Origin of the sequence: Myxococcus sp. CA039A, from assembly GCF_013336645.1 — a bacterium.
Taxonomy (GTDB): Bacteria; Myxococcota; Myxococcia; order Myxococcales; family Myxococcaceae; genus Myxococcus; species Myxococcus llanfairpwllgwyngyllgogerychwyrndrobwllllantysiliogogogochensis.
The window spans coordinates 25,221-39,033 of sequence record NZ_JABUMQ010000063.1 but is presented as its reverse complement, the minus strand read 5'-3'; the positions used below and the strand labels follow the sequence as shown (position 1 = coordinate 39,033).

At 69.4% G+C, this 13,813-nt stretch carries 12 protein-coding genes and 1 pseudogene; 5 read left to right on the top strand and 8 right to left on the bottom strand.

Going from position 1 to position 13,813, the window contains the following annotated elements:
* From HR086_RS13355 to HR086_RS13340, 4 genes and pseudogenes are all read left to right on the top strand, one after another.
* Window positions 1-545: pseudogene (locus tag HR086_RS13355) on the top strand (hypothetical protein); the annotation flags it as partial.
* A 68-nt stretch (window positions 546-613) separates the two neighbouring features.
* Complete coding sequence (locus HR086_RS13350; protein WP_141643253.1) at window positions 614-1,549, top strand: MoxR family ATPase; 936 nt, start codon at window positions 614-616, stop codon at window positions 1,547-1,549.
* Complete coding sequence (locus tag HR086_RS13345; RefSeq protein ID WP_174465807.1) at window positions 1,546-2,892, top strand: DUF58 domain-containing protein; 1,347 nt, start codon at window positions 1,546-1,548, stop codon at window positions 2,890-2,892. The genes HR086_RS13350 and HR086_RS13345 overlap by 4 nt, the downstream gene beginning before the upstream one ends.
* Before the next feature lie 201 nt (window positions 2,893-3,093).
* Window positions 3,094-5,856: an SNF2-related protein gene (locus HR086_RS13340; protein WP_141643251.1), complete on the top strand. Its 2,763-nt coding sequence runs from the start codon at window positions 3,094-3,096 to the stop codon at window positions 5,854-5,856.
* Here HR086_RS13340 and HR086_RS13335 read toward each other — a convergent pair.
* The 5 genes from HR086_RS13335 to HR086_RS13315 form a co-directional block, all read right to left on the bottom strand.
* The gene (locus HR086_RS13335; RefSeq protein WP_174463433.1) at window positions 5,838-6,209 is read right to left on the bottom strand and encodes a Smr/MutS family protein; all 372 of its coding nucleotides are present in this window, start codon (window positions 6,207-6,209) and stop codon (window positions 5,838-5,840) included. The genes HR086_RS13340 and HR086_RS13335 overlap by 19 nt on opposite strands.
* Window positions 6,130-6,441 (bottom strand): hypothetical protein, encoded by a 312-nt coding sequence (locus tag HR086_RS13330; RefSeq protein WP_141643249.1) that lies wholly within the window; start codon window positions 6,439-6,441, stop codon window positions 6,130-6,132. The genes HR086_RS13335 and HR086_RS13330 overlap by 80 nt, the downstream gene beginning before the upstream one ends.
* Window positions 6,442-6,485: 44 nt before the next feature.
* Window positions 6,486-7,541: a DUF72 domain-containing protein gene (locus HR086_RS13325; protein WP_141643248.1), complete on the bottom strand. Its 1,056-nt coding sequence runs from the start codon at window positions 7,539-7,541 to the stop codon at window positions 6,486-6,488.
* Window positions 7,542-7,668: 127 nt separating this feature from the next.
* Window positions 7,669-8,310, bottom strand: a complete 642-nt coding sequence (locus HR086_RS13320) for a response regulator transcription factor (protein WP_174465806.1) — start codon at window positions 8,308-8,310, stop codon at window positions 7,669-7,671.
* Window positions 8,307-9,470: a sensor histidine kinase gene (locus HR086_RS13315; protein WP_174465805.1), complete on the bottom strand. Its 1,164-nt coding sequence runs from the start codon at window positions 9,468-9,470 to the stop codon at window positions 8,307-8,309. The genes HR086_RS13320 and HR086_RS13315 overlap by 4 nt, the downstream gene beginning before the upstream one ends.
* Before the next feature lie 138 nt (window positions 9,471-9,608).
* Between HR086_RS13315 and HR086_RS13310 the strand changes: the two genes are divergently transcribed.
* A complete protein-coding gene (locus HR086_RS13310; RefSeq protein WP_174465804.1) occupies window positions 9,609-10,349 on the top strand; it encodes a DUF2306 domain-containing protein in 741 nt (246 codons plus the stop codon).
* A gap of 92 nt (window positions 10,350-10,441) precedes the next feature.
* Here the strand turns inward: HR086_RS13310 and HR086_RS13305 are convergent, their stop codons facing one another.
* From HR086_RS13305 to HR086_RS13295, 3 genes are all read right to left on the bottom strand, one after another.
* Window positions 10,442-11,590 carry a right-handed parallel beta-helix repeat-containing protein gene (locus tag HR086_RS13305; RefSeq protein WP_254626313.1) on the bottom strand — a complete coding sequence of 383 codons (1,149 nt, stop codon included), beginning with the start codon at window positions 11,588-11,590 and terminating at the stop codon, window positions 10,442-10,444.
* A 181-nt stretch (window positions 11,591-11,771) separates the two neighbouring features.
* Window positions 11,772-12,695, bottom strand: a complete 924-nt coding sequence (locus tag HR086_RS13300) for a diacylglycerol kinase family protein (protein WP_141643244.1) — start codon at window positions 12,693-12,695, stop codon at window positions 11,772-11,774.
* Between the two features lie 186 nt (window positions 12,696-12,881).
* Window positions 12,882-13,769 carry a PhzF family phenazine biosynthesis protein gene (locus HR086_RS13295; protein ID WP_174465803.1) on the bottom strand — a complete coding sequence of 296 codons (888 nt, stop codon included), beginning with the start codon at window positions 13,767-13,769 and terminating at the stop codon, window positions 12,882-12,884.
* Window positions 13,770-13,813 lie beyond the last annotated feature (44 nt).

Below are 13,813 nucleotides of genomic sequence, written 5' to 3'. Positions count from 1 at the left end.
CCCCCGCGCCGGCCTCGTCTGGAGCGGACCCGTGGGCAAGAGGGGGCCGGGACGACGACGAGAACAACGGCAGCGCCATCGTCGACCCCGACGAGCTGATGCAGGACGCCAGGGATTTGATGGGCGCGATGGGCGCCGGCGACAAGATCGCCTTCTATGGCGCCGGGCTGGTCGTCCTCTCGTGCTTCACGCCGTGGAAGGAGACGGCGGCGGACGGTGACGCCCTGGGACTGATGAGCACGGGCTTCGGCGCGTTCCTGCTCGCGCTGATGGTGATGGTGGCCATCGGCGCCCGGGTGCGCAGCGCGTTCCCCAACCTCAATCCCGTGGTGCCGTGGATGGCGCAGCTGTTCACCACGTTCCTGTGCCTCATCTGGTGCATCGTCTTCATCAAGGTGTCCTCGGACACGACGCTCGTGCCCACGCCCATCGGCAACGCGGAGATGATGAACTCGTCGCCCAGCTTCGGCGTCTTCATCGGCCTCTTGGGCTCGGTGGCCGCGCTCATCGGCGCGTTCCTCGGACTCAAGAGCAAGAACGACTGACGACACGGCGCGCGCGCCACGAAAGTGGTGCCGCGCGACTCGACGGCGGTCTACCGTTCCCCGCCACCATGTCCGACGCCACTCCCCTCGCCCGACTCACCGCCGCGCTCGCCGGCACCATCTTCGGCCAGCCCCGCGTGCTCGCCGACCTGGTGACCGCCTTCCTGGCGCGAGGCCACGTCCTGCTGGAGGGCGTGCCCGGCGTGGCGAAGACGCTCACCGCGCGCAGCATGGCCGGAGCGCTGGGGCTGCTCTTCACCCGCATCCAGTTCACGCCCGACCTGATGCCGGCGGACATCCTCGGCACCAACATCTTCCAGCCGCAGGACAACGCCTTCCGCCTGGTGAAGGGCCCCATCTTCACGGAGGTGCTCGTCGCGGACGAAATCAACCGCACCCCGCCCAAGGCCCAGGCCGCGCTGCTGGAGGCCATGGAGGAACGCCAGGTCACCATCGACGGCGTCACCCACCCACTGCCGCCCCACTTCTTCGTCGTCGCCACGCAGAACCCGCTGGAACTGGAGGGCACCTATCCATTGCCCGAGGCCCAGCTCGACCGCTTCCTGATGCGCATTCGCGTGGGCTATCCGGACTCCGACTCCGAGACGACCATGCTGCGCGCCTTCCACCAGCGCGAGGGACGGCCGCCCTCAGTGGACCGCGTGCTGGACGCGCCCACGCTCGCGGAACTGCAGGCCCGCGCGGCCCGCGTCACCTGCGACGAGTCCATCCTCCAATACGTGGTCGCCGTGGTGCGGGACACGCGTGCGAATCCCCGCGTGCGCCTGGGCGCGAGCCCCCGAGCCGCACAGGCGCTCCTCGCCGCGTCCAAGGCCCGCGCGGCGCTGATGGGCAATGACTTCGTCACCCCCGACGACGTGAAGGGCGCGGCGGGCAGCGTGCTCAACCACCGCCTGCTCCTCAAGGCCGAGGCCGAGGTGGAAGGCGTCACCGCGGACGACGTGTTGAAGCAGACACTCGAGCGGGTCCGGGTCCCTCGGTGAGCCTGGGCCGTCCCGTCCCCACCGGCCTCGCTGTCGCACTGCTCGCGGTGGGGCTCGTCCCGGCCGCGCTGACGGTGGCCAGCCCCGTGTTCGGCTGGCTGGCACTGGCCCTGGACGTGGCGGTGCTCGCGCTCTGCGCCGTGGACTTCCTCCGCGCGCCCCGCGGCGAAGACGTGAAGGTGTCACGCGAGGTGGAGCCCATCCTCTCCTCGGGAACTCGCAACGCCGTACACCTCGACTTCGAGCGACTCGACGCGGGCACTACACCGCTGCGCCTGGAGGTCCGCGACGAGCCTCCCGACGTCGTCGCCAGCACCGGCCACCGCCAGTCCCTCCAGGTGCCAGCCCGGAGTGCCACGCCACACGCGCGCTCACGGCTGACGTACTTCGTCACCCCTCCTTCCCGAGGGGATGCGCGCTTCGGAGACCTCCACCTGCGGCTGCTCGGCCCGCTGGGGCTGTGCGCCCGACAGGTGCGGCTGCCCGCGACGCGGACGGTGAAAATCTATCCGGACCTCACCGCGCTCTCGAGCGAGGCCCTCGCCCTGGCCCGCTCCTCGGACGCGCCCTCGGAACGGACCCTGCGCCGCCGCTCGGCCGAGGGGCGCGAGTTCGAATCCCTGCGCGAGTACCGCCCCGGCGACGACTACCGGCACATCGACTGGAAGGCGTCCGCGCGCCACGCCAACACCCTGGTGCGCACGTGGCAGCCGGAGCGGCACCAGCCCATGCTGCTCTTGCTCGACTGCGGGCGGCACATGGCGGGCAAGGTGCACGGCCGGCGCAAGCTGGACCACGCGGTGGACGCGGCGCTCCGACTGGCGCGGGTGGGCCTGGACGCGGGCGACGTGGTGGGCGTCATGGCCTTCGCCAGCGACGTGCTCACCTTCCTCCCACCGCGCAAGGGACACGAACACCTGCGCCTCATCACCGAGTCGCTCTACCGCGCCGAGGCCGCGCTGGAAGAGAGCGACTACGGGCGCGCCTATGACTTCGCGTTCGCCCGACAGACGCGGCGCACCCTCGTCGTCCTCTTCACCGACTTGGTGGACCCGGACGCGTCCGCGGGGCTGCTCACCCGCACGCTGGCCTTGCGCCCCCGACACCTCCCCGTCGTCGCCTCGCTGCTGGACGAGGACGTGCGCGACGCGGCCACCGACGTGCCCGTGGAAGCCCAGGACGCGTACTCGCGACAGGCCGCCACGCGGCTGGAGTCGGAGTTCCGCCGCACCGCCAGCACCCTGCGCGACGCGGGGGCCCTCGTGGTCCGCGCACCGGCCCAGGGTTTCGGCGCGGCCGCGCTCAACGTGTACCTGGACGTCAAGTCTCGCGGCCTGTTGTAGGCCTCGCGAAGATGTCCAGCGGAAAGTTCGCGCGACACTCATTTATCGAGTACGCGCGCGTCGCTCGCGAAGAAGCATGCCAATCGCGCGGAGGCCTAGAATTCGGCCTCGGAGACGACCCCCTTTACAGCGGAGCCTCCGTCAACAAAATGGCCCGTCTCTCTCGCCCGCTGTGTCGGTGGGCGCCCCGAAACAACACGGATGGAGACAGTCTTGGCGGAGGTCGCAAGGGGTTTGAGGTTGGAGGTGGAGGCAGACGCGGCGGCCATCGCCGCCCGCGCGGAGGCCACGGAGCCGCCCGCCCGGACGACGCTGACCCCCTTCCACGAGCGCCTGCTGGCGGAAGAGCTGCTGGCGCGCAGTGGTGATACGCAACAACGGTTGGCGGGAGCCCTGTCCGAGGCGAAGGTCGACCTCAACCCGCATCAGGTCGAAGGCGCCATGTTCGCGCTCGACTCGCTTTCGCGCGGCGGCTGCATGCTGGGCGACGAGGTGGGCCTGGGGAAGACCATTGAAGCGGGGCTCGTCATCGCCCAGCTCATGGCCGAGGGGAAGACGCGCATCCTCATCCTCGCGCCGGCCACGCTGCGCGCGCAGTGGAACAGCGAGCTGCGAGAGAAGTTCGACCTGGACAGCGTGCTCGTGGACGGCCGCACCGTGCGCGCCACTGGCAACTGCTTCGACCAGCCCTTCCCCGTCATCTGCTCGCACCCGTTCGCGGCCAACAAGGCGCACCTGACGTCGGAAATCGCGTGGGACCTCGTCGTCATCGACGAAGCCCACCGCCTGCGCAACGCGCACCGCGCCAACAACAAGATGGGCCAGGCGCTCAAGGCGTCCCTGGGCGGCAAGCCCAAGCTGCTGCTCACCGCCACCCCGCTCCAGAATGACCTGATGGAGCTGTTCGGCCTGATGTCGCTGCTGGACGAGCAGATTCTGGGCCCCGAGCACGCCTTCCGCAGCCGCTACCGCGTGGACGAGGGCGGCGGCATGTCCGAGGCCGCCGCGGGCGAGCTGAAGGAGCGGCTGGCCCCCGTGGTGCAACGCACGCTGCGCCGGCAGGTGCGCGAGTACGTGCGCTACACCAACCGCCGCTCCATCGTGGAGGACTTCACGCCCTCGCCCGAGGAGCATGACCTCTACGAGAAGGTCAGCGAGTACCTCCAGCGCTCGGAGGCCGCGGCGATTGAGCCCGGCAAGAAGACGCTGCTGACGCTGTGCTACCGCAAGCTCCTGGCGTCCTCCACGTACGCCATCGCCCCGACGCTGCGGCGGCTGTCGGACAACCTGGAGAAGCGACTCGCGGCGGCGAAGCTGGGCCAGCAGGCGCTCGCGATGTTCGAGCCCGAGGAGGCCAAGCAGTTCGTCGAGGAGGGCGAGGAGTGGTCCGACGACCCGGCCAAGGCGCCCAACGTGCGCGCCCTGGAGCAAGAGGTCTGGGAGCTTCGGCAGTACGCGGACCTGGCGGACTCCATCAAGGTCAACGCCAAGGGCGAGGCCCTCAAGCGGGGCCTGGACCGGACCTTCACGGTGATGCGCGCGCACGGCTGGCCGGAGAAGGCGCTCATCTTCACCGAGTCCAAGCGCACGCAGCAGTACCTCTTCAACCTCCTGTCGGAGCACGGGTACCGGGGGAAGATTTCGCTGCTGTCCGGTGACGCGGGGACGCCGGAGGACCGGCGCGCGCTGGTGGACGACTTCCGCAACAAGACGCAGATCCTCATCTGCACCGAGGCCGGCGCCGAGGGCCTCAACCTCCAGTTCTGCAACCTGGTGGTGAACTACGATTTGCCCTGGAACCCGCAGCGCGTGGAGCAGCGCATTGGCCGCTGCCACCGGTATGGCCAGCAGCGCGACGTGCTGGTCATCAACTTCCTCAACCGGATGAACGCGGCGGACGCGCGCCTGTTCGAGCTGCTGGAGAAGAAGCTCAACCTCTTCGACGGCGTCTTCGGCGCGTCGGACGAAATCCTGGGCGCACTGGAGAGCGGCGTGGACTTCGAGCGCCGCGTGCTCGACATCTACCAGGGCTGCCGCAAGGTGGAGGACATCAACGCGGCCTTCGACAAGCTGCGCTCGGAGATGGAAGGGCGCATCAGCCAGCGCATGACGGAGATGCGCTCGGTGGTGCTGGAGCGCTTCGACGGCGATGTCCGCCGCCGCCTGCGCGGCCAGGGTGAGCAGACGAAGGAGGCCCTCGCGAAGCGGCAGCAGGAGGCGCGCGCCCTCACCAGCTCGGTGCTTGGCAGCCGCACCTCGGGACGGCTGGAGATCGCCAAGGCCGCCTACGCCGTCAAGGAGCGCAAGCAGGACGCCGTCAGCTACCTCCAGCTCGACGCCGCGGGCCTGCCCTCTCGGCTGGCGCGACTGGCTGGCAGCGAGGGCTGGTGGTTCGCGTACAAGTTCGAGACGACGGGCCTCAAGCCCGAGGAGAAGCTCGTCCACCTGGTGCTGGTGAAGGACCGCGAGGGCAACTTCCGCGCCCTGCCCCTCCAGGACGGCGCGCACTTCGTGAAGCTGGCGGCGAAGGAAGAAAAGCGCCGGCAGCCCGCGCCCGTGTCCGTGCAACTCATGCAGGAGCAGTCGCTGGTGACGGCGAAGGACGAAATCGTCCGCGCCGCCGAGCGCCGCAATGCCTTGGAGCTGGACAAGGCCAAGGAGCGCGCGGACCGCTACGTCGAGGACTGCCTGATGGAGTCCCGTGAGGGCGTCGAGGCGGCCCGGCAGCAGTGGATCGACGCACGCAAGCAGGTGGCGTCCGTGGAAGACATCGCGGAGCGCGCGAAGGCGCGGGCGAACTCGGACCGGATGGAGCGCGAGTACCGCCGCAAGCTGTCCTCGCTGCGCAACGAGGAGGAGAAGCGCTACGCCGCCAAGGATCGGCAGCTCGCGGAGCTCGCCAACAAGGCCAAGGTGAACGAGAAGCGCTCGCTCATCGCCTCCGCCTACTTCTGGCTGTCCTGAGGCGGGAGCGGCTTGAGCCGCACCCACGTCGCACCCCAGCCTCCGTCGAACTCGGAGGCGGGGCGGAAGGACTCCACCTCCTCCAGCTTGGGCAGCAGCGCGTGCACCGTGCGCCGCAGCGCGCCCGTGCCCTTGCCGTGGATGACGCGCACATCGAGCAACCCCTTCTGGCGACACGCCCAGAGGTACTCGATGACGAGGGGCTTCACTTCACGAGGCTGGAAGAAGTGCAGGTCGAGGTTGCCGTCGATGGGCAACTCGAAGACTTCATCGTCAGCGGGCGGGGGTTCCGGCCCCTCCGGCGGGAGCGATGGCTCGCCTGCTGGGAGAGGGAGGAGACGTCGCGGGCTCATTCGTCCATTCCCCCGACTCGCGCTTCTTGCGCTCTGACTCCTGACGCCGCCGCTCTCGGGCCTGCCGGTACTGCTCCGACACCGAGTCCAGCTCCTGCTTCAGCGCGGAGAGGTGCTTGCCCACATCGTCCGCCGCCGCCGTGTCGCGCGCGTTCGCACGCTCCTCGCGCGCACCCGCGCCTCCGGCTGTCGTCATTTGAACCACCAGTGCGGCGACCAGGACGGACTTCATGCCCCCTCAAGTAAGCAAGTGTTGTGCACGGTGGCAAGTCTCGTTCATGACGCGACGCTCCGCTGGCTCCCCTCCGTCGTCCTGCTCGTGACGATACGTTCCGCCAGTTTGATGGCGGACAGAGGTGCGCTTCCCTCGGCTTTGTTGTTGATGGTGACGAAGACGGGGCGCTCGCGGCGCTGGGCGGCCAGGCACGCTCGCGCCAGCAAATCCCGGGTGGGCACGTCCTCGTCCACCAGCCGGTTGAACGGCGCATAGCGAGCACGTGCCTCCTCGTAGCCGAGGTTCGGCGGCAGCATCCACCGCACCACGAGGGCTCGCGCCTCCAGCGCCCGGGTGCGCCTGGCCTGGATGCCCATGGAGGGCATGTGGGCCCACACCGCGAGGACGGGACAGGCGCCCACGTCCGCCAGCGCCTGCGCGAAGCCCTCCGTCAGCAGCTCCTCGTTGCGCACCTCCACCGCGTACAGCGGGCCCTTGGGGAGCGCGGAGAGGAACGCGTGCAGTCGCTCCACGAAGCGCGCGGGGCCGCCCAGCACCTGTGGGTCCTGCGGAGGGAACTGGAAGACGAGCGGGCCGCCCTTGTCGCCCAGTCCCTCCACGAAGGGCCGCACCACGGCCTCCTCCGCGTAGGCCGCGTGAAGGAAGCGCTCGTTGAGCTGGCCTCGATGCGCGCCGTAGCGCTCGTGCATGGGAAAGCGCGCCAGCGTGCAGACCTCGTGTGCCTTCACCAGGAAGCGGAAGTCCGCGGGCACCTGCTCCGCGTACTCGGCGAAGGCCTCGGCGTTGATGGGACCGTAGAACGTCCGGTCGATGCCCACGGTGCGCAGCACGGGGTGGCGCGAGTACGCGGACAGTCCCTCGCGCGCGAGCTGCGACGCGGCGGCCTCGTGGTCATAGACGAGGCCGGACCAGCCGGGGAACGTCCACGACGAGGTGCCCAGATAGATGCCCGTGGGCAGCTCGCGACCGAGGGACGCGAGGGACTCCTCCACGGGCGCGGGCGCTACCGGCTGGGTCCGGCTCCGGCTCCGGGTGGGCGCCTCCACGGGCGCGCCCGTGAAGAGGTCGAGCTGGGAGGGTCCACGCTGCTGGGCCATCGGGCATCTCCTGCGTCCTGCGGACACCGGAACGCGGTGCCGCGCGTCCGGCAGGGATAACGCCGGGCGCCACATGATTCAGGAGGTTGCCTCAGAACCCGGGGCCTACCCAAGAGGGATGTCCGAACTACAGGCAGCCAAGCTCCATGCCCCGGAGCACCGCTCGAGTCCTGTCCCGGACACCGAGCTTCGACAGGATGATGGAGGTCTGGTTCTTCACCGTGCCCTCCGCCGTCCCGAGCGCCTGGGCAATCTCCCGGTTGCTCAGTCCCCGGGCGATGAGCCGCAGCACCTCGACTTCCCGCCGCGTGAGCCCCTCGGGAAGCTCCGCATGCGCGAAGTCCCGGGACAGCTCCAGGAGCCCCCGGGTCACGCGCTCGGCGACACCGGGGGGCAGCAGCGTCTCGCCCGCGTGGACGCGGCGGATGGCGTCGGCCAGCTCCTCCAGCGACACGTCCTTGAGGAGGAAGCCCTGCACGCCCGCGCGCAACGCCTCGACGATGGCGGCGTCCTCGTCGAAGGTGGTGAGCAGTACCACGCGCCGATGCACGGGCCCGCGCCGCAGCTCCCGCAGCGCTTCCAGGCCCGTCATGCGCGGCATGCGCACGTCCATGAGGACGACGTCGGGATTCAGCTCCGCCACCTTGCGCAGCGCCTCCTCGCCATCCACCGCCTCGCCCACGACGCGCAGGTCGGGCGTGAGGTCCAGCAAGCCGCGAAGCCCCTGTCGCACCAGCGCATGGTCATCCACCAGGACGAGTCGAATCACGCGTCGGCCCTCCTCTCGGCCGGAAGCCACGCATCCAACTCCCAGCCCTTCCCTTCTTCCGCGCGCCAGTCCACGCGGCCTCCCAGGCGGGTGAAGCGCTCTCTCATGCCGGTGAGGCCCGCGCCAGGCATCGGCGACCGCGCGCCCCGGCCGTCGTCTCGGGTCATGACCCGCACGCCGCCTTCCTCGGTCGGGACGATGCGAATCCAGAGCTGCGTCGCGTGGGCGTGGCGCAGCGTGTTCGTGAGGACCTCCTGGACGCAGCGGATGAGCGAGTGCGTCGCTTCGGCCGAATCGAGGGCCAGCGTCTCGGGGACCTCGAGGTGGACCGCGAGCCCGGGCATGTCGTGCGCGAGCTGACGCAGCGTCGCAAGCAACGGCGCGGGGGTGTCACGCAACGCCGACACCGTCTCGCGAACCTCGGACAGCAGCATGCGGGCGGCCTCGCGTGCGCGACGCAGGTGCTCGGCGGAGGGCGTGTCCTTCGCGGTGTGCGCGGCGGCTTCCAGGTTGAGGGACAGGGCGGTGAGGTGATGGCCCAGGGAGTCGTGCAGCTCCCGGGCGATGCGCAGCCGCTCCCCTTCCCGCTCGCTGGCGGCGAGCAGCACCTGGGTGGACTGGAGCTCCGCGTGGAGGCGGGCCAGCTCGCCTCGCGCTTCGGCCTCGCGAACCATGACGACGGCCGAACCCAACGTGAAGCCCTGGAAGCCGATGAAGATAAGCGCCTGGAGCAGCGCGCGCGACAGCGGGTAGATGGAGACGAAGACGAGCAGCAGGGCCACCGACTGCGCGAGGACCCAGAGCATCGCGCGTCGTTGCGACAGCAACTCGGGCGCCTGGGCCGCGACGATGGCGAGCAGCGCACCGTCCACACCCGTGCGACTGGTGGCCACGATGACGAGCGCGCTGACGGCCTGTACGCCCATCAGCGGAATCCCGCGCCGGTCCTCGACCTCGGCCCGCGCATTCCACCAATAGGCCAGGCCGAACGCGAGAAAGGCCACCAACCACGCCAGCTCGCGCGGAGTGGAGAGCAGCGAGGGCTCGCGCAGCACGTCCTCCGCATGGGGAGAGCCGACAACAGCCCACGTGAGCAACCCCGCCACGCGCAGCAGTCTTCGGATGGATGCGGGCTTTCGTGCGGCGTGCTTCAAGGCCATGGGCGCGGAGCATAGGACCCGCCTCGGCGGCGGGACATATGCCGGAAGTCATGGTGCCCCCGTGTGACTTCCAGCCGATGTGGGCCTTGGAGCGCTTGCGTACCTTGGCCTCCGTCTCGCAACACGTCGGAGTCCTGCATGTCTTTCTATTATCTCGCTCGCGCGATTCACATCATGGCGGGTGTCGTCGGCTTCACCTCGCTGTGGCTGCCCCTGGTGGCGCGAAAAGGAAGCTCGCTCCACCGGCGCGTGGGTTGGGTCTACGTGGTCGCGATGGGCGTCGTGGCCATCACCGGGTTGATCATCTCCAGTTGGAGATTCCTGCAGGGACCGGAGCATCAGGCCCATGCGTTGTTCTTCATGTTCCTGAGCGTGATGAGCGGAAGCTCCGCATCCATGGGCGTGCGTGTGCTGCGCACGAAATCTCGCACGACGGCGCATCGTCACCCCTTCGACCTGGGCCTCTCCGCGCTGACGCTGGGCCTGGGCCTGTTCACCGGAGCGTGGGGCCTCGTGAATGACGTACCGCTCCTGTGGGGCTTCGCGCCCGTGGGAATCCTCCAGGGCGCGGCATCGCTGCGGTACTGGCTCCGCCCGCCCCAGGAGCGGATGCACTGGTGGTTCCAGCACATGGGGGCCATGGTGGGCTCGGGCATCGCCACGCTGACGGCCGTGCTGGTCGTCAATGCGAGGCACCTGGGCATCGAGGGCATGCAGCTCGCGGTGTTCCTCGGCCCCACGCTGGTGGGCGTTCCGGGACTCAAGCTGTGGGAGCGCTACTACCAGGGGAAGTTCGCGGCCAAGAGCAAGAGCCCGCGTCCCGACCGCGCCCCGCCTCCTGCCCATGCACAGCACTCGCGCGTGGCTTCCGAGTCCTGACCGTTGCCCCTGAGGTCGCTCGTTCGAGACATGCACCGCGACACCAGGGAGGCCGCCTCGGCCACGAGGACCGAGGCGAGCCCCAGGGGCGACTACTGGCCCGCGGTGACGGTGACGCCCGTGCCCACGTTCCGCGCAGTGGTGACGCCCGTCACCATGTTCCCGGTGGACGTGACGGTCAGCGCGGTGCCCCCGCCCTTCTCGTAGTTCAGTCCGGTGCTGCGCGTGCTACCGATGCCCCGGATGGCGTTGCCCGTCACGGAGACGAAGCCCGTGCCGTAGTTGACCTGGCTGATGGAAAGGTAGTGGTAGCGCGAGGCGGTGTTGGGCTCGCCTCCGAAGTTGAAGATCTTGTTGTCGGAGATGACCGACGCCGCGTCACCCTGCACGGTGGCGCCGATGCCCGCCCAGGTGCCAGCGGTGGTGCCCTCCCCGAAGCCTTCAATGTAGTTGTCGGAGATGGTGGTGCCGAACAGCCGCTGCGCGACGATGGCCGTCTGGCCCACGCCGTAGAGGTGGTTGCCGCGCACCTTCCAGCCCGCGGAGTTCTCCAGGCGGATGGCGCTAACACCCGAGTCGGCGATCCAGTTGTCGATGAGGTCCCAGTCCGTCACGGAGTTGCCCGAGTCCTGGACGTGAACGCCGTGGACACCCGAGTCGCTGATGAAGTTGTGGACGATGCGCCCGTTCACCTGCGTGTTGACGATGGGCGTCCCCGCGCTGTTGGTGTTCGTGAGGCGGATGCCCGAGCCGCGCATGTTGTTGATGCGAGTGTTCTCCACGGTGGAGTTCCACGACATCAGCACGATGCCGTCCGTGGCACGGCCGGTGTTGTTGGTCGGGTTCCCCTCCAGCGTGAGGTTCTTCACGCTGACCGGGTCGCCCGTGAAGGTCGCCACATCCAGCCACGTGTCGCTGGCCAGCAGCGCCGCGAGGTTCGCGCCGTTCGCCTGACGGATGACGGTGCCCGAGGGCTCGCCGCCCCGATACGCGCGCTGGCCACGCAGACGCACCGTCGAGTTGATGAGGCAGGGCCCGGAGATGACCAACTCGTCCCCCACCGCGCTGGCGGCGACGGCGGCGTTCAGCGTCTCGTCATCGGTGACGGTGTTGTTGCAGGCGACAGGCACTTGCGCCGCGAGTGCGGGGAGTGGGAGGAGCAGGAGCGCCGCGAGCGAGGACAACAGCCGCGACGACAGGGAACCACGAGCCAGGGGTGTGGACAGGGTGGGTTTGTGCATGCTCGCCGGATAAACCCAGCCACGCGGCGGCGCACGCTCCAGTCGAGGGACGCGCGCGAGAATCGACACGCATCACCATCGCGAGACACAGCGCCCGCACAAACTTCCACTTCACCGGCACGGTTCGGACGCGACTTTCACGGGCCTGAAAAGCAGCAGGGCCGCTGGAGCCGCAGACCCGCTACACCTTGATGCGGATGGCGGCGGGCAGGAGCGTGAAGGTCGCGGGCAGTCGACCCGGCGTTTCTCCATCGACGTCCAGGTAGACCTCCTGGCCATCCACGGACTCCGCGTGAACCGTCTGGCAGCGCAGGCGACGCGTGCCTTTCCAGGTGACGTGCGAGCCGTTGTAGACGCCCTTGGACTTGAGGAGGAAGTCGCTCAGGCCGTAACCGGACCAGATGGTGATGTCGAACAGCCCATCGTGCGTAACGGCTTCGGGGGCGACGAACATGCCGCTGCCGAAGTAGCGGCCGTTGGCCACCGCCACGGCGGTGACGTCGAGCGTCTCCGGGGGCCCACCATCGGTCGACAGCTGGACCTTGCGCTCGGTGTACTTCACGAGGCCCTTCAGCGTGCCCCAGACGAAGCTGAAGTTGCCGCCGAGCGCCTTGCTGCCGCTATTCACCTCGCGAGCCACCACCGCGCTCACGCCGAGCGAGGCGATGTTGGCGAAGTAGCGCGTCGCGGGGTTGCCGTCGTTGTCGATGAAGTCGAGGCGGCCCACGTCGAAGGGCTCGGTCGTGTCCGAGCGGAGCCGCTCCAGGGAGGACTCCAGGTCCAGCCCCCAGCCGAAGGTGCGGCGGAAGTCGCCACCGGTGCCTCGCGGGATGAGGCCGAGGGCGGCGTTGGGGTTGATGGCCTTGCCGTCGCGGAAGAAGCCGTTGGTGACTTCGTTCAGCGTGCCGTCGCCGCCGACCGCGACGATGCACTCGTAGCCCTGGTCAATCGCCTCGCGGGCGATGCGCGCGGCATCCATCCCGCCCTGGGTGAAACCGTGCCCGAACTCGCCAAGCACCTTTCCCACCTGCGCGGCAATCTCCACCCAGCGCTTCCCGGTCTGGCCATTGGCGCTGCGCGGATTGACCACGAGGAACGTCTTCATCGGCACCTACCCCTCCCTGTAACGCCCCTGTTTACGCGGTTGTGGCTCGGTACTCCACTCCGTGACGCACCTCCCGGGTCGTCCAGGTCCCCCGCCACCCCGCGCACCGCTGACGCACCGCACGGTGGGGGCCCGTTCCGGGTGGCGGGTCCATGGAAGGCGCCACCCGGGGACCGTAGGCCCGGTCTACACGTGCAGCGTGCCGTCGAGGACCGTCACCGCCACTCCGCCGATGCGCGCCCGCTCGGGCTGCCCGGCACGGCCGGTGACCTCCACCTCGATGCGCCCAGGCTTGCCGATGGCATCCCCCTGCTCGATGCGAGTGCGCACCGTGCCCCCCTCCGCCGGCAGCGGCAGCACGCCGTGCATCGCCAGGTACATGCCGAGCGGCCCGGCCGCCGAGCCCGTCACGGGGTCTTCCGCCACGCCCATGCCGGGCACGAAGTATCGCGAGTGTGCCACGCTGCCCGCCTCCAGCGTCTCGCGCGTGAAGAAGTACACGCCGCTCACGCCATGGGGCCGCAGCAGTGTGTCCAACGCGACCGAGCGAGGCGCCAGCTCCCACACGTCCTCTCTTCGTCGGAACGGCACCATCACCCGGTGCGCATTGCGCCGCACGGGCAGCGAGCCATCCACCATGTCCACCGTCCCGCCCACGAGCGCGAGCACCTGCGCCAGCGGAACCGGCGTCTCCAGCCACGGATGCCGAGGGGTGACAATCCACGCCCGACTCCCTCGCGTGCTCGTTACCTCCAGCTCCACGTCGAGGACGCCCGCCGCGCACTCCAACTTGAGCGCTCCCGAGCGAGGCACGAGCCCCCGCTCCGCCATCAGGTGGAACGATGCCACCGTGGCGTGGCCGCAGAAATCAATCTCAACCGTGGGAGTGAAGTAGCGCAGCCGCACGCCCTGCGCCGTGGGGCCTGAGACGACGAACGCCGTCTCCGAAGCCCCCACCGCGGCCGCGATGCGCTGCATGGCCTCCACACTCAGCCCCGCGGCGTCCAGCACCACTCCCGCGCGATTGCCAGCCCCAGCGGTCTGCGTGAAGGCATCGACGATGGTCACCTGCATGGCGTGCGTCTCCCATCCACGGAACCGGGCCAGGGCCCGAACCG

Bases quoted from the DNA above. Each gene is read 5' to 3' on its own strand.
- HR086_RS13350 (WP_141643253.1), top strand. From the start codon at position 614: ATGTCCGACGCCACTCCCCTCGCCCGACTCACCGCCGCGCTCGCCGGC.
- HR086_RS13340 (WP_141643251.1), top strand. From the start codon at position 3,094: ATGGAGACAGTCTTGGCGGAGGTCGCAAGGGGTTTGAGGTTGGAGGTG.
- HR086_RS13335 (WP_174463433.1), bottom strand. From the start codon at position 6,209: ATGAGCCCGCGACGTCTCCTCCCTCTCCCAGCAGGCGAGCCATCGCTC.
- HR086_RS13330 (WP_141643249.1), bottom strand. From the start codon at position 6,441: ATGAAGTCCGTCCTGGTCGCCGCACTGGTGGTTCAAATGACGACAGCC.
- HR086_RS13325 (WP_141643248.1), bottom strand. From the start codon at position 7,541: ATGGCCCAGCAGCGTGGACCCTCCCAGCTCGACCTCTTCACGGGCGCG.
- HR086_RS13315 (WP_174465805.1), bottom strand. From the start codon at position 9,470: ATGGCCTTGAAGCACGCCGCACGAAAGCCCGCATCCATCCGAAGACTG.
- HR086_RS13310 (WP_174465804.1), top strand. From the start codon at position 9,609: ATGTCTTTCTATTATCTCGCTCGCGCGATTCACATCATGGCGGGTGTC.
- HR086_RS13305 (WP_254626313.1), bottom strand. From the start codon at position 11,590: ATGCACAAACCCACCCTGTCCACACCCCTGGCTCGTGGTTCCCTGTCG.
- HR086_RS13300 (WP_141643244.1), bottom strand. From the start codon at position 12,695: ATGAAGACGTTCCTCGTGGTCAATCCGCGCAGCGCCAATGGCCAGACC.
- HR086_RS13295 (WP_174465803.1), bottom strand. From the start codon at position 13,769: ATGCAGGTGACCATCGTCGATGCCTTCACGCAGACCGCTGGGGCTGGC.